The sequence below is a fragment of the Chitinophaga sp. 01L420 genome (genome assembly GCF_056399985.1).
In genome coordinates, this window is the sequence record NZ_JBFTSK010000066.1 from 12,900 (window position 1) to 36,089 (window position 23,190).

The window sequence follows — 23,190 nt, forward strand, 5'->3', positions numbered from 1 at the left end:
CTATTGCCGCGCGGGGTGCTTTTTAATTTGTGATGACCGATTTTCCGAAAAAAAACAAAAGGAATAGCGGTTTTACTGCCATTTTGGCATATAAAATTAGAGAGAATAGCCATTTTTTCATTATAAACTGTAGCTTGATTTTACCTATGTAGGACTTTTATAATTATATCAGTTTAGATTGTCCGATGCCAAAACCCGTAACAGAAGGACGGATGATCGGATTTATTGCGACTAATTTGTAACTTATCACAGACATTATTGGAATAGGTAAAGACGTTTTTGGAACTTAATACTATGACATTTTTGGAAATAGGATATTCCTATCGCGACATTTTTGGAAATAAAGCTGTGGATAACTGGCTCTTAAACGGAAAATGCTTCGCGCAGAGCTACGATGGCATAACTTTGAGGATCCATTATGATGTTCCCTTGGCTATCAACCCCTTTATTTTTTAGATGGTCTACTAAATCTATAATCTTTACACCTAAGCGCATAAAATCAGTTTCAGAATGTATAAGGGGCGCTATCTTTAACATGTGTTCCTCTTTGAAATGCAGATGCCTACGTAACATATCGCGGATATTATCTGCCTGTACTCGTTGGGCTTCCTCAAATTCGGGCGTGATGACCTTAAAATTCAAGCCAATTACCTTTCGCCCCCTGCGCTCTTCAAAATCTCTTGCACGGCAATTAAACCAGCAATCTGCCCGTTTTTCTAATTCCTTTTGCACTGGTACTAAAACCCGTTTCTTAAAGTCGGCGTAGTTACTATATTCATCATCAGCAATGCCCAGATCCTTGCGTAAATTTTCATACGTAATAAAAAAGCCGCCATTAACCTTCCAGCTGCTAATTTTTTGATAGAGAATTGGGGTAAACTTGCTGCTGGCGTGCTTTATGATCTCATAAATGTATTTCGTAAATTGAACGGGCTTTCCCTTTTCATTCTTGTCTACCTCAATGAGCAGCTTGGCAACATCCCGGTACATTTCAACATAGATAGCCAGTGAACCATTGAGCTTTTCCGGGGTACTCACACGGGTAAATAGAACGTTGCTATCATTATAGCCCTTATGCTCTGTGCTTTTGAGGACAATTCGGTACTGCTGAAGTGCAGTAGCGGCAGCTATGGCATGTTGATAATGGTTTGGAGTTGTTATATCTGATAATGTTAACGCTATACGGACAATTTTGGAATCTTTTTGCTCCCTGAATATCACAGGTTCAGAAATAACATCCCCAATAGCGTTTTCAGCAAAAAGAGGCAGTTGCAGGTAATCCTTTCCCTGCATGGAGTACTTGATTGGCTCCTGCAGCTCCTTCATCGTACAAGCTAAAACCTTCCACTGGTAAAGACTTAACGAGTTTCGGCCATTTGTAACACGGTTACTTTGGTACAAAATCGTTTGTGTACCGGGCAAGATAATTTCAACACCCTTTTTCCTTGTCCGTTTAACGATAGTCCTGTTTTCCTTGTCTTTTTTAGGGGGCATAAAAGCAAAAGATTATGGTTAATAATTATTCCCCGGCATTCTTTTGGTTTTTCTCCATGAAAGCGAGTTGTTCATCAAGTGGTAAAGAAATAAACCACGATAAAAGCGCAGCTCCTAGCGTCTTTTGAGTTGTATCTTGATCTAAACAAAATCTTTGCACGTTTTTCAATAGGGTGGGATCAACGTGTATGCTAAAGCTAGGAGGTTTCGCTTTTGTTTCCTTTTTTGTCGCAATGCTGTCCATAAAAAATAGGTTTTATATTATAAATATTACAAGATTATTCCTTTGTAAAATATAGTGCTGATTAATGCTAAGTTGCTAGAAAGCTAAATTACTAGTAATCTAGCTTTCTAGCAACTTTATTTCCGGGAGATCCCTTTCTACCCTTTGCTTTTTCTTTTACTTTTATACTATCTGGGCGTTCAGGTAATGGACCAACTTTTTCAAATGCAATGGCTAAAAGGTCATCGAGCGCGTCTTTATAGCGATAATCGGTATTCCCTTTTAATCGCTGTTGGTGCGTATAATCCTTAATTTTCTCGGAGTGTGTAATCAAAACGGAAAAGGTTTCGTACTTACGAGCATCTGGTTGCAGTACCTCATCAATAGTTTCACCTTCCGTATTATTTGTTTTGCTTTTACCTACAGGCTTGTCTTTTCCTTCTTCGCTAGGGCTTGTTACAATTCCCCCAAAACCTTTTGGTGCCAGCGTTTCCCCAGCTAAACCAGAAAAGGATTTTTTATTTGGATTAGGCATATTTTTAGTATTTTTAGTATGATTAGAAAATATTATATTACAAGTATTATCTAATAATATGGCAAATTACAGCACTCTTTCTAGTATCTCAGCTGTAACGTTTTTATAATCTATCGCTCCATTACTCTCTGGTGCATGGTCAAAAATGGTTAATCCTCTGGCGGCCGCTTCTCCAATGCTTACATTTTTTCGGATGATAGTATCCAGTACTGTACCCTCTGGCATAACCTTACGAATATCTTCAACAATATCACGATGTAGCACAACGCGGGAATCATGCCTAGTAAGTATTATCCCGCCTAAACGGAGCTGGGGATTAACTCGGTCTTCTATCATTTGCCGTAGATTAAGCAGTTTATCTAATCCGGATAAGGCATAGTATTCCGTTTCCACAGGAACAAATACATAATCGGCTGCAGACAGCGCATTAATGGTAAGAATGCTCAATGTAGGTGCACAATCAATAACAATAAAATCGTATTGATCTTTAATCGGCTCTAAAATAGATTTCAATCGGGTTTCCCGCATCATAACATTTACCAGCTCCATTTCTGCAGCGGATAAATCAATATTACTGGGTACCAGATATAGGTTTTCATTGTATTGGAGAGTAGGTATGTAATCAATTAGCCCCATCAGAGCATCATACAAACCTATCTTAGTTGTAGCAGGATCCCGAAAGCCTAGCCCCGTTGTAAGATTGGCCTGCGGATCACCATCCACCAATAACGTTTTATAACCCTTTGCGGCAAATTCGGCGGCAACGTTGGCTGCTGTCGTGGTTTTTGCTGAGCCTCCTTTTTGAATTGCTAATGCGATGATTTTTGCCATACTATTTTTAGTATTTTAACTATGATAACTATTTTCAAATGTACTAAAAAATATGCTATTTTAAAAAAATAGTCTATTATAACCACCATATTAAGTTGTTAAAATTTTGCACATCCTACCTGCTTTTTGGCCCGGTAGTTTGTGTTAAGCCGCGTACTGGTGCAGGAAATCATGCAGCAGACAAGCATAAAAAAAAGAAAGACTAAAGTGCATCTTTTCATAATTATCTGTTTTATTCAGCAGCAAGTATTACCCCGAGGCTGATTTTAAAGGTTTGAGCTTGTGCGTTAGTGGCACCCGTTTTCTGGACGATAGCCGTGTAATAGCTTAAATCAAGATGGAAGGCGCCGAGCTGGAAACCTGCACCGACTGTAGCAAGCTGCTTTGGTGAATAGTCGGGATTCTCATAGTGGATCCCTCCACGAAGGAAAAACTGTTGTCGGTAGAGATATTCAACCCCGGCTCCTACCCCCCAACCTTTCATATCTGCCCAACTGGAAAAAAATGCTGCTGGAACATTTGTAGTCGCCGGATCCTTGCCAGATATAATATCACCGTTATCATCCCTTATCACCGGTGCGGGGACCAGCCCTTTTATCACTTCACCAGATAAAGAAAACAGGTGATCCCCGGGGCTGGAGAAAGTATAAGACACGCCCGCCCTGAAATTCATGGGCTGAAAGGCACTACCCCCTGCAGAATAGTAGACTACTTTAGTTCCGAGATTAGAAAAAGAAAGCCCGCCTCTGAAAATCCCACCAGTATAGCCGTTTAGCTCGGAAGCAGCCACGGAGCAGTAATAATAACCGAAATCCACGCCGGCAGCGTTTGCGGTCTTAATTTCCTGTCCCTGATACTGAATACCTGCAGCAGGCCTGCTATTGATATACCGCGCTGTAATCCCAATGCTGTTATATTCTGATAGCTGCCGGCTGTAAGTCAATCCTATAGTCCATTCCGTAGGGTTATATTCATATATAGGGTAACCTGTTTCATCTTTGAAGGACACGGCGCCCAGCGAAAAATAACGCAGATCTAATCCGATACAGGTTTGATCATCCAGCCGCCGGAAGCCATGCATGGTGGCCATGCCGATGCCTTTAACCAGGCGCCGGAGATATGGCACGTAACCGGCAGATATTCCATACTCATAACCGGCTCGCATGGCCACTTTTGCCGGGTTGTAAAAAACAAAATTGTCCGGACTGGTGGCAACGCCGATGCCTCCCATAGCACTGCTCCGGGCATCAGGTTCGATTTCAAGAAAACCCAGTGCTGGCGCGGGAGATTGCGCCTGTGCTGTCAGCGAAATACATATAATGACATAAAAAAGGACTGTGCGCATGATGATGAATTTTATTGTACCACAACTGGCGGCAGGCTTAATTCTTTGCTCAGGTCGCCGTCATTATCTTTAACCTGTAGTTTGASCGTATAAGTGCCAGCACTGCTAAAAATATAGGGGTTTGCTGGTGTGGTGGTTTCTGCAACTTTCACATTATTTACATAGAAAATATAGCTGCTGATCACACCCCCAAAACTGCGGTCTGTATCGAATGAGCCGCTGCCGTCCAAGATGTACTCATACCGATCTGCTACGCCTAAATACCGCACTTCCAATGCAGCAACCGGTGGCAGATTGTTAAATACATATAGCTGCATTGTGGCAGCGTCCTGCAGGCCAAAAACATCCGTTACTGTGAAATTCACCTTAACGGTTCCTGCGCGGGCAGGGTAATAGCGGTAGATACCCTCCCCACTTTCAGGAATGGTTACAGCAACGGTATCTGTGATCTTCTGATCTATATATTGCAGATACCCATCTCCGCTGAGTGTAGCCATAGTAATGCCCCGGATGTTCTTATTGGCATCGTTGACGTGAATTATCAGCGGCATAAATGCAAATGCGGGTTTGGACACCTTAACGCTATCTATAAGCTGGTGGGTTGCCTGCCCGCCCCGCTGGGCTTTCAGCAAAATTTCTGGTGGATCGTTAAAGTCTTTCAGGCCGTCTTTTCTGTTTTCACATGCCACCAAAAAAAGGCTAAAGATTAATAGCAGTAACGGTTTCCTAGTAATCATCATAGCTTAAATATTTTTTCTGTGTCGGTAAATTCGTTGCACTGTAACCTGATAAAATACCAGACGCCCGAACCGTGCAGTTTTTCAGTTGCAAGGCGTATGCGGTTTCGTCCCTTAACAGCCGCCTGTTTCGTTTCGTAAATGGTGTTTCCGCGGAAGTCAAAGAATGTAATTACCATATCCTGCGGCGCTTTTAGCATAAATTCAGCAGTAAGCAGCTGGTTAAAAGTTGTAGGGTAGATAAGCAGATCATTACTGCCCGGATCCATCCCGTCCCCTCTGTCATTTTGTGGATCCGGTACTTTTCCGTTCTCATCGCGGATAAACACGTCTTGTAGTGGATACTTCACTATGCAGCCAGTGACGCCGGTTGCTGTCAGGGAAACAGCGTGTCTGCCCGGAGTATAGTAATAATGGTTTCCTTCGCCTTGAGTACTAAATCCACCATCTCCGAAGTCCCAACGATATATAGCGGCCTTCTCTACCATGCTGGTGGCTCTATACAGGGTGCCGAACGCTAATGTATCGTTAAGCCCTTCATATTTCACAGTGCCGCGGGGACTGTTGTTTATAATTGAAAAAATACGACTGCTACCGGCACAGTCACCAGTATTAACCGGTTTGGGCTTTATAATAAGCTGCTCGTCCTTCGTTACAGTGTATTTAATTGTTGTAGCCGTTTCAAACGGCGTGGTTTCGCCTACCCGGTACCATTCAAACATTGAGGTATTGTCTGCAGCTGCAGTAAGGGTGAGGATGGTATTTTCACAGGCTGCGGTATCCCCTGCTAAGTTGATAGCCCCGGGCAGGCCTCGTACCGTTATATTGTAGCTGGCAGTGTTCGTGCAACGGGTCGCCAGATCAGTAACAGTATAACTGATAGCATATGTCCCGACACCAGCTATTGCCGGGGAGAAGGTCGTCCCAACAATGCCAGCAGATCCGGCCCAGCTGCCGCCTCCGGGCTTCGCCTTTAATGTGACTGCACCTGATGATACACATACAGCTGTATCATTAGGCATTGTGATAGTCGGCAGCGTATTAACCTTTACCAACGTAGTATCTATGGTAGTGCAACCGGTGGTAGGGTCCGTGTATTTGTAAGTGATCGTGTGATCACCAGCACCGGCATCTTTCGGGACAAAGAAGCTGCCGGCATTATTGTCGATACCGTCCCCAGCCCATATCCCCGGCTGTGGTGTTGCTACCAACGATATGGTAGGGCCGTTCAGGCAGGTGCTAAAGTCACGCATACCTGTAACTACCGGGAGGGCATGTAGCGTAATGCCTAAAGTATCGCTTATACTGCAGCCGGCATCTGTAATGATGGTGTAGATAAGGTAGTTTTTACCAAGCTGCATTTTTTTCGGATCCAGTAATCCGGTAGCGCCATCATAAAAATTGCCGGCTAAAGGTTTCCATGTACCGCCGGATACAGAAGGCAATGGCGGGGCGAACATATCGTTATTCACGCAAGTACCTATATCCGCACCCACGTCCAGCACCGGTGCAGCAACTAACTTGATCACCCGTGTATCCGTTCCCGTGCAACCGGTGGCTGGATCCGTAAACGTAAGGGTGAGTGTATAATTTCCCAGTGGCGCCTTGCCCGCCTGAAAGTAGCTATTTTGAACAAAGGGCCCACTCCATACTGCCCCCAGCGGTTTACCACCCTGTAAGTAATAGTCCCCTGCAGCAGCGCAGATAACCACATCAGCGCCGGCGTCCACTGCCGGCGGTGCGGATACTTTCATATACATCTGGTCAGATGCGCTGCATAGCGTTACCGGATCGGTCACAGTGTAGGTGAGCAGTTGTTCACCTACACCAGCACGGGCCGGCAAAAAGCGCCCAAGATCCACCCCGGAACCGCTCCACCCTTCAGCTGTACCCGGCAGTGTAACGGGATTCGCATTTAGGCAGGTGCGTTGATCAGCGCCGGCATCTACTGCCGGCGGCATCACTACTGTTATAATCAGTTGTTTGCTTACCGTGCAGACACCATCTGAGTAAGTATAAGTGAGCGTGTTAGTACCTACTAACATTTTTAGCGGATCCAACTGGCCGGTGGCAGCGTCATAATACGGGCCATCTGCCACCCAACGCCCACCTGTAGGGATAGCTACCGGAAGGCTTACAGGGCCGGCATTACGGCAGATGTTATAGTCAGGCCCTACATTCAGCACCGGAGCTGCTACGAGCTGTAAAACCCGTGTATCCGTACCAATGCAACCGGTGACCGGATCGGTATATGTAAGCGTAAGCGTATAGCTACCCAGCGGCGCCTTACCCGCCTGAAAATAGTTGTTTTGAACAAAGGACCCACTCCATACTGCCCCCAGCGGTTTACCACCCTGTAAATAATAGTCCCCAGCAGCAGCGCAGATAACCACATCAGCCCCGGCGTCCACTGCCGGCGGTGCGGATACTTTCATGTACATCTGATCAGATGCGCTGCACAGCGTTACCGGATCGGCCACAGTGTAGGTGAGCAGATGTTCACCTACACTGGCGCGGGCCGGCAAAAAGCGTCCGAGATCTACACCGGGACCGCTCCACCCTGCAGCTGTTCCCGGTAGAGTAACGGGATCCGCATTTAGACAGGTGCGCTGATCAGCGCCGGCATCCACTATCGGCGGCATCACTACTGTTATAACCAGTTGTTTGCTTACTGTGCATATGACGCTCTCGTAAGTATATGTGAGTGTGTTAGTTCCCACTGCCATTTTCAGCGGATCCAATTGGCCGGTGGCAGCGTCATAATACGGGCCATCTGCCGCCCAGCTCCCACCTGCAGGGGTAGCTACCGGAAGGCTTACGGGGCCAGCGTTGCGGCAGATGCTATAGTTAGGCCCTACATTCAGTACGGGAGCATCTACCAATTTTATAAATTTTATATCAGTACCAGTACAGCCGGTGGCCGGATCGGTATAAGTAAGGAAAAGGGTATAATTTCCTAACGGCGCTATAGACGCCTGAAAATAGCCGTTTTGAACAAATGCCCCGCTCCATGTAGCACCTATCGGAGATCCGGTACCTAAATAATAATCCCCTGCAGCTTTACATACAATGTTATCACCATGAGCATTGACCTCTGGCGGTGCAGATACTTTCATGTACATCTGGTCAGATGCGCTGCAGAGCGTTACCGGATCGGTCACAGTGTAGGTGAGCAGATGTTCACCTACACCGGCGCGTGACGGCGAAAAGCGCCCACGATCCACCCCGGGACCACTCCACCCGTCAGCTGTACCCGATAGGGTCACGGGATCTGTATTTACGCAGGTGCGCTGATCAGCGCCGGCATCTACTGCCGGCGGCATCACTACTGTTATAATCAGTTGTTTGCTTACCGCGCAGACGCCATCAGTGAATGTATATGTTAGCGTATTTCTGCCTATCGCCATTTTCAGCGGATCCAGCTGGCCAGTGGCAGCGTCATAATACGGGCCATCTGCCGCCCAGCTGCCACCGGCAGGGGTAGCCACCGGCAAGCTTACAGGGCCGGCATTACGGCAAATGCTATAGTCAGGCCCTACACTCAGGACGGGCGGCGTTTGAACTGTAATTATTTTCTGCACCACAACAGCACAAACACTGTTTGTATACGTGTAGGTTACAAGATAGTCACCAGCTACAGCGTTGCTCGGGGAAAAAACATTGGTATTGATATAACTACCTGTCCATGTACCACCGGTAGGGCTACCGCCGGGAATCTGAAAGGGTGCGGCATTACCGCAAACTGAAAGATCAGTTCCCGGCTTAACAGTTGGACCGGTAACAACCTTTATAACAAAATTTTTTGTGTAAGTACATCCGGTTTCGGGAATGAAAAGAGTGCCTGTAATCGTGTGTAAGCCTATTCCGGCAGTGACCGGAGAAAAATATTTGCCGTTAATGATTCCCGTCCCGCTCCAACTGATAGAGCCATCATTGGGGCTAACACCGCTGCGCTGGTTTAGGTCTATTTCTGCGCTGGTGTTGCATGTCGTAAAATCGGCCCCAACTTTAAAGTTACTCGCATCAATGATATTGATCTGGAAATCACCAGAGCTACTACAGGTAGTTCCCGGGTCCATATAGGTATACCGCACGGGATTACGCCCCACTACTCCCTGTGCGGGGTCGAAGGTTCTAAGATTCAAAACCCCTCGCCCTGAGTAAGAACCGCCGACCGGCTCCCCCACGGTTATTAAAAACGCCTCAGCCCCCCGGCAAACATCAATGTCAGATACCTTTATAACGGGTGGCGCATTTCCTGTAATTTCTATTGATTCCGCAGAGGTACAGCCGGCGGCATTGCTGATCTTGTAAGTATATACATTGCGGCCAGTCGCCATGCTTGAAGGCGTAATATTGCCGGCAGCATCCATGCTGCGCCCTTCCCATGTTCCCCCGGTAGGAGTAGCTTTTATTACTACTGGTTGCGCATTCTGGCATATACTTCGCGGATAGGCGCCTATTGTGATTTTCACGCCCTCTAATACCTGAAAATCATATTGTATACTGACAATTCCCGGCTTACTTCCAAACTGAATATCTGGGGTGCCGTTGTCGTACTGCTTTTGGGCGATGAGGCGGTGAAAACCGGGCGTAAGATCTTTAGGGTTTAACTTCGTTATTGGAGCGCTTGCCGGATCATCCAGATAGAAGGTAACGCCGTCTTTTACCGTGAAATTATCGGTTAGATTGTAGTCGTGGTCAACGCTGTTACATACAGTCTTAACCTCATCAAGGCCGGTAAATTGTGGGGTTTCAAACTTTAGCGTTAGACTGCTGACAGTTATGTATTCATTGTTTTCCCCGCCGCCGATGCACTGTRTCCTGCGCTGGTTATGGGCAACGATGAGTAACGTTTTGGTAATTTCGCCGGCGTTAGGACTCACGGTAAATGTCCGTACATTATTCATGTTGTCGATCTTGTATTCGACAAACCAGTTCATGTACTTACGACCAATACCACAGCCGCCTATGCTAGTATTAGCTWCGCCATAATCAGGGAAAAGGAAGCTGGGCGAATTTCCCACTGGATCGCAATAAAACACCTTATCGCTGTAGGTGGGGTATTCAGCCTGCCTGCCAATTACATCAACTACCGTGGATCCGTCACGATTTCCGTATCCATTCGGGAACTGTACCTGCGCGGCAATACTTGCCGGCAGCAGCCACCAGCAAAAAAGGGAAAGAAATTTTCGCATAATTACATCGTTTTTGTAAGTAGGATAGTATAGGTATCCGTACCTACGCGGAGGCTGAGTTTAACATTGCCGCTGGTTATATCACTTAAAACAGGCTTTAAAAATTCCCGTGTTTGGTAATAGTCAGTACCCGGATTAAAAAGCGGAAATTGAATAGCCACTACTTCATTATCATTATAGGCCACACCCCAGCTGGCGTTTTTTAAGTCCAAAGATTCTTTTCCGCATTTGTTGGCGCCCTGCGTAATTTCTACTGTGCCACGATCTTTGATGAGGTAAATATCATCAAAAGTGCAGGGGGCAAACTTGGCGCGTATATCTGTGCCGTTTTGATCTGTGATAGTTGAGATTTTATATTTCTGGCCGATCATCGCTGCCTCAATTTTCTGTCCTTCTACAGTACCGCCCCCGGGCTTATCATCTTTTTTACAAGCGGCTACAAATACAGTTAACAACAGGAATAATATATACTGGTTCTTCATATGTGGGTATTTTTAGAATGGTTTATTTAGTAATAGTTATTTAGAAATATGCGGATCCCGAGCCCCACTTCATAGTAAGTGGTACCCAAAGATTTTTTGACCAGATAGGCCTGATTACCGTAGATATAAAAGCTCATTTGATCACTCAGGAACGCTTCTATATTGGCGCCGGATTTTAAACCGGCCATAAAGCCGATGCCATTGCTCTTTTCTTTTGTGATACCTGAAATCTTTTCATAGCCGATTGTGAGGCCCGCCCCGATGTTGCATTGAAAAAAATCCGATAGATAAAAAGGATTATAAAACGCCATCGCATCCAATCCGTAGTGAGAATATCGAAAATTATACATCCTCCCAAACTCACCAATCCCGCGCAGCTGCAGATATGCGTTATCTGAAAAATTTTTCATGTACCCAGCTCCCCCCGTTACTCCTATTCCRGTTTTCCCGAGCGTAAGGTCGATGGCAGTGCCTCCCTGTTGGTGGACCTGTGCCGCTGCTGTCATTGTAATTGTAAGGCAGCAGATAGTGATAAAGAAATATTTCATTGCCTGATAAATTTTATAGTGACACGTTCCCCTGCTGGTATTTTGCCGGAGCTGTACAGACCTGGCCTTCCGTCTATTGCATAGACAGCGCCGGCATAGTCTTTCAGGCCCGCAGCCACTTCAATACCTTCTACAACAATTAACATCCGGCCTGCCGATTGACTGTAAGCCATTCCACGCATAACGCTACCAGCAGGAATCACAACTCCGTTGATATGCAGATCCGCTGCGGTGTTAAACGCCAGCCTTCCGCTGTTTGCCACATAACTATCTTTTAACACAAATGCAGCCACTATAACACTGTCAGCAGAAGGCTGGGCTATTTTGCCTCTGGATGAAAATATCATGCTGTTAAATGGTTCTTTCTGTTCCACAATTACAGGTGAATCAGTTGTGTCCTCCCCTACAAGTGGATCCTGTATAGCTGGTTCAAACTGTTGCTGGTAGAGTATTTTAAAGGCCAGAATTTGAAATAGATAATTTGCTGTTTCTTCATTAAGCTGCAGGGCGTAATAATCCGAAGTATGCTGCTTTTTTACAGCCTTCACAACGTTACCAATACCGTAATTATAGGCGGCTACAGCCAGCGGCCAGCTATGCAGCTGACTGTATAGCTTTCGTAGTAGCCTACATGCAGCATGGGTGCTTTTTATCACCTGATTTCGTTCCTCTACAGCCAAACCTTCACCGGTGGCTGTGGATGGCATAAACTGCCACATACCGCCTGCCCCTACGGGGCTTTGTACATGCTTTTTAAGTCGGCTTTCTGCCAACGCTATATATTTTAAGTCATCCGGCAGCCCATAATCCCGGAGTACTATAGCGATATAGGGAATATACAGATCAATACGAGCTTTAAGAGAGGGGCTACTTGCCTCTTTTTGATTCTTGTTAATGGCTAAAATCAGCCTTTTTTTTACACTTTCTTTATCTACCGGCACCATACCCCCGCAAAAGGTTAGACCGGCTGTTTTTTGGCCGTTTACGGCGCAATAACACAATACATATATGATCAGCAGCAACAACTTCATAGACGGACTACAGTATGATTGTTGGTAAGCACGCTGGCAGGAACTTTCAGCGTCAGTGTTCTCCCCCGGCTGTTTTCAGCCTGTTCCTTCATTATTATTTCTAGCTGCTGTCCTGATAACGGCAGCTTGGCTACGGCATAAATCAGCTCCTTTTCTTCACCCGCACCTATCACTGTAGAGTTATCAGGTGCTGATAGATAAGGCGGGTACTCATCCTGTACGGCTGCAGCACTGGATGAGCCAATACCAGACCGTTTGGGGCTGGCAACAATAAATTTTACGTACTCGATGCTGTAGGCTACAGCTGTGGTATTACGTAGCCGTAGCCGGAAAAAATGATGACCACCACCATCTACCCCCACGTCATCCAAAATGAAAACTAAACCCTGATCTTTTATTCTACGCTTGGTCAGCCTGCCAGCGGCCTGCATTCTTTGTATACTTTCAGCTGGTATCGTTATCCCGTTTTGTCTAATAGAATCTGCTACGGGAACGGGGGCGGTCCCGGTGGTATTGATAATATTACGCGATGTAATGTTCATTACCGATCCGGTATACCGGTAAGGGTAGCGTGTTTTTACCGGATCCCGCTGCCAAAGGAGGGAGAACTCCATCACAGTATCCTTGCAAACGACCAGCATGTTAGTACCTGTAAAATCTTCAATGGCCGCCTGCAGCTTAATAATAGTTAAAGTATCGGTATCTGTAATCTGCTGCTCATTGTCGATAGCTCCTTTCCTGCCGCCGATATTGGCAGAAATCACCTTAGTGTTATAAATGAGTATAAAGGTTGTCTTATTACGGGATACTGGTATGATAGGGTTATCCTGCGCCCGGGAATAGGTGCATGATAAAAGTAAAACCAATAGTAATACAGTTCTGATCATCAGCGGTTATCAGTTTTTAGGATCACTTTATATCCAGCGGGGATTTTTACTGTTGTGGATCTCTGCCGGCTGGTTCCCAGCGTTTTTGCAACCCGGACCACACTGCCGAGTACCCCGCCACCTGCTACATTTTCTATATTTCTTTCTGTTTCTTCACGGGCGGCCTGCTGGGTAGCCGTCCCCGGGTTTCCCTCTATCGGTAGACCTTCTATTCCATCGGTACCAAATACAGAAAAGACTATAGCAGCCAGCTGGCCATCGACTGCAGCCCCAGCCACTTTTACCTGTACCCGGGTGTCGCCTACTCCGATTGCACCAGTAACCATTTGCGTTTTCCGTAGTTGTACCCCGTTCAGTGTTACGTTTTCCAGTAACATGATCCGCACCTTACCACCAGTGGCCACCTCCACCTCATTGAGGATTACCCCCCGAATGGATGTTGCACTACGGACAGATGTACCGCTGCTACCACCTCCAAAGCTCATCGTATTAAAGCCGGTGGCCGCCGTGCCTGTTGCCGGTTGTTGCTCCGGCGCCGGGAGCTGCTGGGGGACCGGTGCAATCTGTGAACGCTCAGACACAATTTTTTTTATTTCTTCATCTTCTGCAGATTCCTGCTGCTCGGAAGCTATCACGGAAGCCTTAATATTCTTCCGGGCTTTTTGAATATCGGCCAGAGCTGCCCTTATTTCTGGCGGATCAGCCGGGGGCGTAGATTTATTATTATCACCTTCCCCTGTTGCTGCAGGCGCAGGAATGGGATCAGAAATATTATTTTGCGGATCTGCAGAAGGTATCGGCGCTGCTGCAGGCGTTTCGTCAATAGGAAAACCCTTATCACCTACCGATTTGATCATATCTTCGTAGGTGTATTTTTCAGGTACATCGGTCATGGTATCGCCATTCTGAGTTGATTTATCGCTGCTAAATACATGAACACACCAAAACACTACGGCTACCACCATTAGACCCAGCACCGATAGCATGATAATCTGTATCCTACTCATTTTTCACCTCCTGTGCTTTATAGGTTTGAATATACTTTGTGAAATAAAACCCGGTTTTATTTTCAGGGAATTGCGGCGTTTGCCGGCGTACTTCTCCCTCACTTTCTATGAGATATTCTTTTATAGGCCGGTCATTATCGAAGATCTGCAACCGGGACGTAAAGCGCACCCGATAAGGCTCTTTATCTGCCTGCAGCTGGTCTATCTTGATAAATTCCGCTTTATACTCTAATCCTCGATCTATAGCATCGGCATAAGCCCGCTGCTCTTTATACCGGGAAAAAATACGGAAGGCGTCAGATTTGCTGACGAGAAACAGCGTCCGGGCTTGGTATTCCGTAATTTTTAGTCGATCAAAACTATTGCAGTAGTAAACCACCTCGCCGCAGTGGGTTTCCATTTGGGTACGAAACAATTTGTCGCTAAAATCACTGGATACCTTCATGATTTCCCCGGTGGTGCGGTCTACGACAATTATTTTGCGTATTGCGGTAATCGCAAACTGAAAAGAGAAAAAAACCACCACAATGATGATACATAGGCAGAAAAAAAGGATAAGCCGCACAGTAATAGCGCTGTTTTTCTTAGCTGCTGCGAAGCCATCAAACTCTTTAATTATTTTTTCCTTCATGATCATAGTAGCTTAAAAACTAGCTCTCCTGCCCGTTTTAGCAGATATAGCTTTAAAAAAAATTGGGCTAAAATCCCGATTAGGGTGAATGGATCATCGAAAACGGTAATGACTGCAGTATCAGCAAATTTGTTTGCGATCAGGAAGGCTGGCACCAGCAGGAAACATACCAGCATATTACTGGCCCATCCCCAAAACCATTTGGAGGTATCCTCATGCAGCAGGCTTACCCATGCTATAGGATAGACTATTTCAAGCAATAGAAGGTAAAGAAATCTGCCACACAGAAATAATGCGTAAAGCCACCTTACAGCCAATGCCAGCGCAGGTTTTACATAAACAATATTGAAGTATGCAAACAGGTCCGGTAGTGTATCATAGAAGATAGAAGGCCCGTCTGGATAACGGCGTTGCATTTCTTCTGTTTCCGCTATTAGCGTTGCTATAGCACCATTTGGCTCYCCCTTTACCTCGTCAATTGCTAACTGCTGAATGGTGCCAAACACTTCCTCCATTCCAGAAATAGCAATGGGCATCATACCAATCATGACAAGCGTAAAAAGATATTGCCAAAACAGATCCATTATGCCTTTGTAAACGGCAGGCCCACCGCTGGCGTTCATATTAGCCCGCCATTGCTTGATAAAAACTGACGTACTGAGAAAAATACCATACGCAGATGTGGCACCCAATGTAATTAACATCAGGGAGCTGGTTTTCACCTGCAGGTAGATTTTCGTTACATTTTCTATCCCAAACTGACTTAAAGGAATATCTGCCATATTATAAGCCTTGTAATAGTTTTTTTGCGCCACTGGTAGCCTCATAAGCTGACTGGTAACTGTTAATGCTTCGTGTTGCTCGCTCTGTGCGGTCTTTCAGTTCCATGATCAGCTTTAGCCTACCCTCATCACTTATCTTGAAAAACCCATCAGTTAAAAGATTTGTTAACATGGTAAGATTTGCCCGGTTATTATCTATGACCGTATTTATATTACGCCTGTAATCGGATACAGCTGATGCTGAGGGGTTCTTCATCTTTCCGATTGATTTTATGGCATCACCCGCCCGGATAATAAGGCTAGTTTGCTTATTAAATAGATCCTGTACCTGCTCAGCGTCTTGGAGCTTGTTACTGACCTTTTCGTATAATTCAACTCCTTTCTTTATCTGCTCGTAGGTCTTACTGAGCTGTATAGTTTGGCGGGCGGCTTCTTCCAGCTGTTTAACTGTAGTTGCCTTCTGAGCCAACGTAAGGCCTGCCATAGTGGGATCTGATACTACCAGTTGAGCATGACATACTACTGTAATGAACATTACAATCAGGCTACAGCATAATTTTTTCATGAGATCTTGATTTAATAATGTTAGTGATAGCGGCTTCCATACTACCTGTTTCTTTAAAATCGTCTGATATACGCTGCCAGTCTTTGCCATCGGTCTGATAGGCATAAAATTTCGCCAGGGAGAACTCCAAACGCACCACCGTAGCATACAGATCCTGAAATCGTATAAACACTTCCGCATATGGTCGAGGGGCGACAAAATCGTTCCGTATACTTTTCATCAGCTGGATATGGGCGGGGTTGGTAATCTTAAACGTGGTGCAAATATCAGAATACACCGTTTCGGTGGTTGGTAAAACATAAATAATCTGAGTATTAGCAATTACCCCATCAGTGAGGTTATTATCCGGCAGCTGAGCAGGGGACTGAATAACAGCGGATATGCCGCCATTCTCTTTACGGAGCTTTTGAAAAAAGAACGCCACTGTACTATGTACGTCCTCACCGGAAAAATTATCTTTCATCGTAGCTGTTTCAGCATACTCGTCAAARTATATTTTCCCCCGAATTGATCTGTCAGCAAGGATCTTATTTTCTACGGTTTCATAAATGATCGTCATAATGATACTGACTAGAAAAGGATCTTTCTTTATCCGTGTCAGCTCAAAGACAATAAAATCTTTACCCCTGATCAGATCTGCATTTGTCCCATCAGTGCGGCAGACATTTTCRTATAAGCCACCCGGCATAAATTCGCTACAGATATGCAAAAAGCTGGTGACAGTAAAGTAATCCGGGGGGATTTCCTGACGGGTCAGGATCTCATCAATATTGTTTTTGACATAGAGGTAAAAATCCGGGAAGCTGGGCCGCACGGGGGCTGAGTTATAATAGTCCCGGATAATCTTAACTACTGAAATATATTGCTTGGTATCTTCAACAATTACTTTTTCACGCCAGAATTTCAACACTAAAACCGCTAGGGTCTTGATTTTATCGGTGGTCAGCTCTTCTGTTGATTCGATATAAAAAGGGTTTATACCGAGAGGGGTTACACCGTCATAATCAATATGGGCGCTAATCGATGGATAAAGCCTGCTGACGGCTAAGAAGGATTTACCAAATTCTACGGCCACAACTTTGACACCCTGACGGATCTCTTGTTCTACAATATTGAGTACTGTAGAGGATTTCCCCCCACCCGTGCTGGAAATAAACAGGCTGTTACGTGCTGGTATCCGCTTTTTTTGTTCGTCCCATATATCCAGCTTATAAGGGATCTGGAAGATCCTGTCATTAAAAAAAACGCCGTCAGTATCGCTGACGTATGGAGAATGATTGACGAATAAGCCTGTAGCTATGCTTAATTCCGTCAAAAAGAAGAAGTCCCGGTCTAAAATGTTTTCTCTACCTATTACCGTACCTAAAAAAATGTTTCTCAGCCCTATGTAACTAGGCTGATAATGGCCGAAATCACGCATTTTCAAGGCCTCCTTGACAGCATCTTTTGCCTTTGTCAACTGTTTTTCTTCTGTGTCCCACAGGATAATAGAAAAATGAGCACGGCACAGGTGGGCCTGAGATTCTATAACCTCCACCTGCATTTCCTGCAGCCTCGCTGCCGTAATTTCTAGTTCCTTTTTAAAATGACGATGCTTATGAAATTGGTCGGCCCTCGCCTCCAATTCAGCTTTCAGCTTGTTATTACCTTCAAAATATATTATTTGATTGATTATGTGATTCGCCCGCAGATGTAGCCCCAACTTTTCCAAACAGGCCATAAACAATGTAGCATTGGCTTTCGGAAGGGTATCATCTTCAATATAGACCGGCAGTTCATCAGGGAGGGCTGTTTCATCACAGACGGCAAAAACGGAGGCCCTGGCCTCCCCTATGGTCATATGTGGGCCAAAATATAGATCACGTTTTCCATTGTCTGCAGCGAAGCCGTTAACATATCTATCAACAAACTGCACGATCTCCCCCTGCTCTAACCTCCTGATAGTAGTATTTGGCAGATTCTTTAAAATTATGATCACGCCCTCTACTGCCTCGATAAATTCGGCAAGGCGTGCCTTATCACGTTCTACCAGATTGTCCTGATAGGCCAGCGGGTTTTTCATATAGGCTGGCTCCAACGATTCCAGCCCAGCTAGTGTAAAGGAAAGAACGCAATGATGTTCTAAATATTCCCTACCATCAAAGTGACTTCTTTCTGCTTTTTGTAGAAAAGTATCTCCTAAAAGCTCTGCGTGGGCATCATAGGCCTTTTTCAGGTATACGTCCTGCTTATGAAAATAGCTACCTGACGGCATAAAGCGCAGAGCTCTTTCAAACTCTGTCTGTCGGTATTCAATTGCCTGCTGAGACAAAGAATAAGGTTCAGGATTGATTAAGTAATAACATAGGCTTATCCCTCCGCACTTTGACAGGGCGGCCCCTCCTATAAAACCAAGAATGCTATATGCTTCCGCAGTATCAACTATCATGTGTCGTTACCTCCTGTGTAATGATCATTACAATTTCAGAAACCTATCTAAATCCCTGTTTGAAATGATGCTTTCCTTCTTAGGAAAGGAATGCTTTTTACGCTGGGATCGGGCCAAGAAAATCATATATAACGCAATCAGCGCACCACCTACAACGAGCAGGCCTAAAAGCACACGCCCCCATTGTCTCGGCACAGCATGAAGTGCAGCTGTAAAATTGGATATTACAATGGCTACCCCTATGGCTACTGCTAATAAAAACTGTGAGAAATGAGGCTGCCGCAGACCGTAAACCACAAGTGGGGCCTCTAAGCCTTTACGGACTTTGCGCTTTTCCATTCGCGAAATGATTTTTAATACAGCTTTAAGTTTCGATATGCTTCAACTACGGCCACTATCACAGCTGCACCTAACAGACCATACAGGGCATAGAGGCTGAGGCCAACGATTGCCGCTTTAAAATCATCCTTGTAGCGGTCCCAATTGTGGAGAATCGCGTATGCTACGCCCATAACCATGCAAATGCCTACGGTTGGGCCTATATAGTTATCAGCAATCTGAGTAATAATTTGTTTGGCGTCTAATAATATCATAGAATTGGTTTTAAATACAAGACATTTAGCGGATCGGCAACTGAATACTAAAGGCAGTTCCCTTGCTTAACACACTTTTTACCGTGATTGCTCCCCCCATTATTTCTACAAGCTTTTTTGCAATGGAAAGGCCAAGCCCCACCCCCTTTTTTTTCCGGCCAGCGTCTACCTGATAATACTCGTTAAAAATAAAAGGCAGTTCAGCTGCCGGAATACCTTCTCCCTGATCTGATATATCTATGCAAATTTTTTCCTGCAAGGAACATGATATAGTGACTATGGTGGATTTATCACTGTATTTAATTGAATTATATATTATATTATATAATATTTGCGTCAGATACGTTTTGTCGGCTTCAATTTCTACAGGAAAATCTGGTGTTACTTGTTTTATGATCTTAATATCTTTTTCCGAAGCAATGGGGTATATGGAGTAGATAAGGGCATGTAACCAGACCCTAAAATCAAATTGGGATTCATTTAGCTGGTATTTTTGCAATTTTTCTAACTGCACTACTTCGTCTACCCGCTCCTGTATAGCGCCTAAGTTGTCCGCAGAAGTAGTAATCATTTGGAGCAGGTCTTTACGAAACTCCTGATCTCCTTCCGGACTATCGTTTAACAATCGGACGGCAGCTGCAATTGCATTAATCGGGGCGCGAAATTCATGTAATGCTCCGCGAAATATGTCTTTAAGCATTTCATCAGTTGCTCGGACTTTTTCCGTCATAAACAAGAATTGAGATTTTAGCAAATGTGCCTGCTAAACATCCCAAAAACAATAAGGCTATTGTACTATTTTGTTACTACCAAGGGAGTATTGTGCCGCACCATAGCGGTTTACAGCACGGTGTAAAATTGAGAGGGGTTATCTATGTGGGAAGAATTAGAAGAAGAAGCGCTTTATCCTTGAAGTTTTTTGATCAACTGCAGCTTATTGGTGACGGATAGCTTGTCATAGATATTTTGGGCATGTTTTTTTACTGTTAGAGTAGAGATGTACAGCAATTCAGCTATTTCTTTGTGGGTGCGCCCTTCGCAGATAGCCTTTGCTACTTCGATTTCTCTGATTGTAAGATTGTAGGATTTGAAATTTTTCTCAATTCTGCTCAATAGATCCTCGGTGTGATTATCAGACGGCCGTCCCAGCCCCTTCAAAGCATTATCTACGATCATGCGCTTTAAATTGACCGATTTTTTTATAATCGAGTCTACTTTTAGCATTAATTCCTCACTTCTAAAGGGCTTAGACATAAATTCAACTGCCCCAGCCCGGAGCGCTCGGGCCTTATCATTATTGGAATTTTTAGCAGATATGAGTAATACGGGGATGTGGGCATATTCAGATGATTTTCCGATAATCTCGGTAAACTTTAGGCCATCGAGTTGTTCCATCATCACATCGGATACAATCAGATCCGGTAGTACGGTATAGGTTCTCAGCTTTTCTAATGCCTCGGCACCGTTGCCCGCCCAAAGTACATTGTATTTCCCAATTAATTTCTTCCGTAGGTAGTCTGTCATTGTAATATTATCCTCTACAAGTAATACGGTCTGCTTGGTATTGTTGTATGGCAGAGTATCTGGCAACTTCACAGTATCTAAATTATACACTGGCTTTAAAATATGCTTCTCTGCCTGCTCATTAGCTGCAGGAATGTAAGAATGCAAACACACAGTAAACTTTGAGCCGGAGCTTCGACCAGATACAGGGCTTTCAACACAGATGCTCCCATCCAGCCCGAGGATAGTTTTTTTTACTATTGGCAGCCCTAATCCGATTCCTTCATTATTACCCTTACGGCCGATCTGATAATAGGGTTCAAATATTTTGTCTTGTTGCCCAGCTGCAATGCCAATACCTGTATCGGATACCTCAAAAAACACTTTACTATCTTCGGCCTTTAATATAACTTTTATAGCTCCCCCTGTTCCGGTGAATTTTACCGCATTTTGGATGAGATTATTAATTACTCCCTGTAAGGCAACCGGATCAGCTTTTATATATACATCATGTTGCAACTGCCCCTCCATTGTGATATCTCTACTGCTGCACCATTCAGAAAAAAAGCTCAAATGATCCCCTACTAGCTGAGTGAAATTTGTAATCTTATCATGATTATACCTATCAAATCCTTTCTGAAAACGTTCCAGATCAAACAGATTGTTAACATTTTGAATAAGTTTACCAATATTGTTTCTGGCTATTTTCAGTTCTTCCTTCTCGCTGTGCTGGCCAAAAAATTCTTCAACGATGTTGTTGATAAGTGTTAGTGGCGTTTTTGTTTCATGTACAAGGTTCACAAAAGTGTTAGTTCGTTGTTCATTGGCCATTTCCAGCTGTTGGGTTCTTTCTTTCACTTTATCAGCAAGGCTATTATTTAACAGCTGCAGTTGAAAATATTCCTCTCTTTGCTCCATTATCATTTTTCGGATATACAGTACAGTAACAACCAAAAAACCTACGTTAGTTACTGTTGCTTCTGTGGCCTGTCCTAAATCAAAGTATATTACCACAGGAAGCGATGCCCAAGGAATTACAGCCGCATACACTCCCAATATTTCAGAAAGTTCACTGCCTGCTGGCGTTTCCTTATACTTTACCCATACAGATTTGGTGATAGCCCAAACAAGTGATATTGTATAGATAAATGGAATTATTAAGCCGTAATCTTTTGCCCACTGGAGGTTTTGAGTAATAGAGTAGGCTATTACGAAGAATGCAAAATAAGGAAGTAGCAAAAATAGAAATATCCCATAAATCGCATGGAATCGCAATTTCTTCAATCCCAGTGCCTTATATAAATAAAAAGGGAAATATGAAGCCATTAAAAAACCGCAACCGTAAGCAATAATATTCTGAATTGTTATGGGAATCCGTATGTTCGGATCTGGAAAARGTCCTCCTGCTACATTATAACATATCAAAGACAATAACAATATAAGATAGCGCTTTCGGCTCGGATCTCTCGGGCGTAAAAGAAAAAATGTCAGCTGGAACAAAAGCAGGATACATTCAACAGCTGTAAAAATAAAGGTAACTATGTGCATCTCTGTTCCGGGAATCAACATATAGCGGGTGTTGGGTCTTTCTTCAAAAGATAGAGCTGATATGATGGAAGGTCTATTTTTTGGTAGACGCTAAAATCAAAACGCTCGTACAATGGAAGATTTTTTAATGTCGAAGTTTCTAAATAAACAGGTAGGCTACTCAGGTTGAGTGTCTGATGTAATAATGCAGAACCGATGCCCTGCCCCTGTTGAGATGGGTGAACACCCAAAAACCAGAGATAGCGCATCCGATGCTTAGGATGATGCTTTTGTACCAGATTTTCACGATATAAAACCTTTCTCAGATTAAGTATACCGATGGCACCAAAAGCTAATTTTACATCCCAAAGAATCGTTTTAAGATTTGTTTTTTTCCTTTCAGGGTCTAAAAAGAGAATACAGGCTACTTTTTCGTCTGAGAGGTATACTTCGCCAGATCGATAACAAAGATCAAATGAATACTCCATTAATCTTCGGATCCGCTTCTCCTTGCCTCCTACAGCATAATTCACGCTTTTATTCATGGAAAAAGCCTGAGTGAGAATGTCAACTACAATAGATCGGTCTGAATAAGTCGCTTTCTTCATAAAACAGGTTCCGGGTTATTCTGGTTATATGGTTAATTCCTATAATCAATAGGCTGGGTTAGATCCTATTGCGCAAAAATTAAATTACACATAAAAAATGGAATGGGGAAAATTCAAATGTATTATCTATTCAAGATTTATAACTTCATTTATTATCTTATCATAATTATCATCAATATCACTATTTAATACGAGCCGTACTACGGAAGGATCTTTTTCATCCCCGGGTACATAC

The 23,190-nt window shown here is 44.2% G+C and carries 21 protein-coding genes; all 21 read right to left on the reverse strand.

Annotation, left to right across the window (positions count from 1 at the left end; translation table 11 throughout):
- Positions 1-363: 363 nt before the first annotated feature.
- Entirely contained in the window at positions 364-1,494 is a 1,131-nt protein-coding gene (locus AC1DP6_RS34020) for a hypothetical protein (RefSeq protein ID WP_477058868.1), read from the reverse strand.
- 25 nt (positions 1,495-1,519) lie between these two features.
- Positions 1,520-1,738, reverse strand: a complete 219-nt coding sequence (locus AC1DP6_RS34025) for a hypothetical protein (protein WP_477058869.1) — start codon at positions 1,736-1,738, stop codon at positions 1,520-1,522.
- 91 nt (positions 1,739-1,829) lie between these two features.
- Entirely contained in the window at positions 1,830-2,252 is a 423-nt protein-coding gene (locus AC1DP6_RS34030) for a hypothetical protein (RefSeq protein ID WP_477058870.1), read from the reverse strand.
- Positions 2,253-2,318: 66 nt separating this feature from the next.
- A complete protein-coding gene (locus AC1DP6_RS34035) occupies positions 2,319-3,083 on the reverse strand; it encodes a ParA family protein (RefSeq protein ID WP_477058871.1) in 765 nt (254 codons plus the stop codon).
- 232 nt (positions 3,084-3,315) lie between these two features.
- A complete protein-coding gene (porV, locus tag AC1DP6_RS34040) occupies positions 3,316-4,428 on the reverse strand; it encodes a type IX secretion system outer membrane channel protein PorV (protein WP_477058872.1) in 1,113 nt (370 codons plus the stop codon).
- Between the two features lie 11 nt (positions 4,429-4,439).
- Positions 4,440-5,168, reverse strand: a complete 729-nt coding sequence (locus AC1DP6_RS34045) for a hypothetical protein (RefSeq protein WP_477058873.1) — start codon at positions 5,166-5,168, stop codon at positions 4,440-4,442.
- On the reverse strand, positions 5,165-10,363 hold the full coding sequence (locus AC1DP6_RS34050) for a PKD domain-containing protein (protein WP_477058874.1): 5,199 nt from the start codon (positions 10,361-10,363) through the stop codon (positions 5,165-5,167). Before AC1DP6_RS34050 ends, AC1DP6_RS34045 begins: the two co-directional genes overlap by 4 nt.
- A 2-nt stretch (positions 10,364-10,365) precedes the next feature.
- Positions 10,366-10,845, reverse strand: a complete 480-nt coding sequence (locus AC1DP6_RS34055) for a hypothetical protein (RefSeq protein WP_477058875.1) — start codon at positions 10,843-10,845, stop codon at positions 10,366-10,368.
- Positions 10,846-10,871: 26 nt separating this feature from the next.
- Positions 10,872-11,393: a hypothetical protein gene (locus AC1DP6_RS34060; protein WP_477058876.1), complete on the reverse strand. Its 522-nt coding sequence runs from the start codon at positions 11,391-11,393 to the stop codon at positions 10,872-10,874.
- The gene (locus AC1DP6_RS34065) at positions 11,390-12,424 is read right to left on the reverse strand and encodes a lytic transglycosylase domain-containing protein (RefSeq protein ID WP_477058877.1); all 1,035 of its coding nucleotides are present in this window, start codon (positions 12,422-12,424) and stop codon (positions 11,390-11,392) included. The genes AC1DP6_RS34060 and AC1DP6_RS34065 overlap by 4 nt, the downstream gene beginning before the upstream one ends.
- Positions 12,421-13,311: a DUF4138 domain-containing protein gene (locus AC1DP6_RS34070; RefSeq protein ID WP_477058878.1), complete on the reverse strand. Its 891-nt coding sequence runs from the start codon at positions 13,309-13,311 to the stop codon at positions 12,421-12,423. Before AC1DP6_RS34070 ends, AC1DP6_RS34065 begins: the two co-directional genes overlap by 4 nt.
- Complete coding sequence (gene traM / locus AC1DP6_RS34075) at positions 13,311-14,318, reverse strand: conjugative transposon protein TraM (protein WP_477058879.1); 1,008 nt, start codon at positions 14,316-14,318, stop codon at positions 13,311-13,313. Before traM ends, AC1DP6_RS34070 begins: the two co-directional genes overlap by 1 nt.
- Positions 14,311-14,949, reverse strand: coding sequence for a hypothetical protein (locus tag AC1DP6_RS34080; RefSeq protein WP_145675310.1), 639 nt, complete (start codon positions 14,947-14,949; stop codon positions 14,311-14,313). The genes traM and AC1DP6_RS34080 overlap by 8 nt, the downstream gene beginning before the upstream one ends.
- Before the next feature lie 2 nt (positions 14,950-14,951).
- Positions 14,952-15,731 (reverse strand): hypothetical protein, encoded by a 780-nt coding sequence (locus tag AC1DP6_RS34085; RefSeq protein WP_477058880.1) that lies wholly within the window; start codon positions 15,729-15,731, stop codon positions 14,952-14,954.
- 1 nt (position 15,732) lies between these two features.
- Positions 15,733-16,296: a hypothetical protein gene (locus AC1DP6_RS34090; RefSeq protein WP_477058881.1), complete on the reverse strand. Its 564-nt coding sequence runs from the start codon at positions 16,294-16,296 to the stop codon at positions 15,733-15,735.
- On the reverse strand, positions 16,277-18,724 hold the full coding sequence (locus AC1DP6_RS34095; RefSeq protein WP_477058882.1) for a TraG/VirB4 family ATPase: 2,448 nt from the start codon (positions 18,722-18,724) through the stop codon (positions 16,277-16,279). Before AC1DP6_RS34095 ends, AC1DP6_RS34090 begins: the two co-directional genes overlap by 20 nt.
- A 27-nt stretch (positions 18,725-18,751) precedes the next feature.
- Positions 18,752-19,063, reverse strand: a complete 312-nt coding sequence (locus AC1DP6_RS34100; protein WP_477058883.1) for a hypothetical protein — start codon at positions 19,061-19,063, stop codon at positions 18,752-18,754.
- 14 nt (positions 19,064-19,077) lie between these two features.
- The gene (locus tag AC1DP6_RS34105) at positions 19,078-19,317 is read right to left on the reverse strand and encodes a hypothetical protein (RefSeq protein WP_145675300.1); all 240 of its coding nucleotides are present in this window, start codon (positions 19,315-19,317) and stop codon (positions 19,078-19,080) included.
- 25 nt (positions 19,318-19,342) lie between these two features.
- Complete coding sequence (locus AC1DP6_RS34110; RefSeq protein ID WP_477058884.1) at positions 19,343-20,047, reverse strand: sensor histidine kinase; 705 nt, start codon at positions 20,045-20,047, stop codon at positions 19,343-19,345.
- A 173-nt stretch (positions 20,048-20,220) separates the two neighbouring features.
- Positions 20,221-22,389, reverse strand: a complete 2,169-nt coding sequence (locus AC1DP6_RS34115) for an ATP-binding protein (RefSeq protein WP_477058885.1) — start codon at positions 22,387-22,389, stop codon at positions 20,221-20,223.
- Positions 22,383-22,955 carry a GNAT family N-acetyltransferase gene (locus AC1DP6_RS34120; protein ID WP_477058886.1) on the reverse strand — a complete coding sequence of 191 codons (573 nt, stop codon included), beginning with the start codon at positions 22,953-22,955 and terminating at the stop codon, positions 22,383-22,385. Before AC1DP6_RS34120 ends, AC1DP6_RS34115 begins: the two co-directional genes overlap by 7 nt.
- Between the last annotated feature and the right edge of the window lie 235 nt (positions 22,956-23,190).

Coding starts and splice junctions, on each gene's coding strand:
- AC1DP6_RS34020 (WP_477058868.1), bottom strand. CDS start 1,494: ATGCCCCCTAAAAAAGACAAGGAAAACAGGACTATCGTTAAACGGACA.
- AC1DP6_RS34025 (WP_477058869.1), bottom strand. CDS start 1,738: ATGGACAGCATTGCGACAAAAAAGGAAACAAAAGCGAAACCTCCTAGC.
- AC1DP6_RS34030 (WP_477058870.1), bottom strand. CDS start 2,252: ATGCCTAATCCAAATAAAAAATCCTTTTCTGGTTTAGCTGGGGAAACG.
- AC1DP6_RS34035 (WP_477058871.1), bottom strand. CDS start 3,083: ATGGCAAAAATCATCGCATTAGCAATTCAAAAAGGAGGCTCAGCAAAA.
- porV (WP_477058872.1), bottom strand. CDS start 4,428: ATGCGCACAGTCCTTTTTTATGTCATTATATGTATTTCGCTGACAGCA.
- AC1DP6_RS34055 (WP_477058875.1), bottom strand. CDS start 10,845: ATGAAGAACCAGTATATATTATTCCTGTTGTTAACTGTATTTGTAGCC.
- AC1DP6_RS34065 (WP_477058877.1), bottom strand. CDS start 12,424: ATGAAGTTGTTGCTGCTGATCATATATGTATTGTGTTATTGCGCCGTA.
- AC1DP6_RS34070 (WP_477058878.1), bottom strand. CDS start 13,311: ATGATCAGAACTGTATTACTATTGGTTTTACTTTTATCATGCACCTAT.
- traM (WP_477058879.1), bottom strand. CDS start 14,318: ATGAGTAGGATACAGATTATCATGCTATCGGTGCTGGGTCTAATGGTG.
- AC1DP6_RS34080 (WP_145675310.1), bottom strand. CDS start 14,949: ATGAAGGAAAAAATAATTAAAGAGTTTGATGGCTTCGCAGCAGCTAAG.
- AC1DP6_RS34090 (WP_477058881.1), bottom strand. CDS start 16,296: ATGAAAAAATTATGCTGTAGCCTGATTGTAATGTTCATTACAGTAGTA.
- AC1DP6_RS34100 (WP_477058883.1), bottom strand. CDS start 19,063: ATGGAAAAGCGCAAAGTCCGTAAAGGCTTAGAGGCCCCACTTGTGGTT.
- AC1DP6_RS34105 (WP_145675300.1), bottom strand. CDS start 19,317: ATGATATTATTAGACGCCAAACAAATTATTACTCAGATTGCTGATAAC.
- AC1DP6_RS34110 (WP_477058884.1), bottom strand. CDS start 20,047: ATGACGGAAAAAGTCCGAGCAACTGATGAAATGCTTAAAGACATATTT.
- AC1DP6_RS34120 (WP_477058886.1), bottom strand. CDS start 22,955: ATGAAGAAAGCGACTTATTCAGACCGATCTATTGTAGTTGACATTCTC.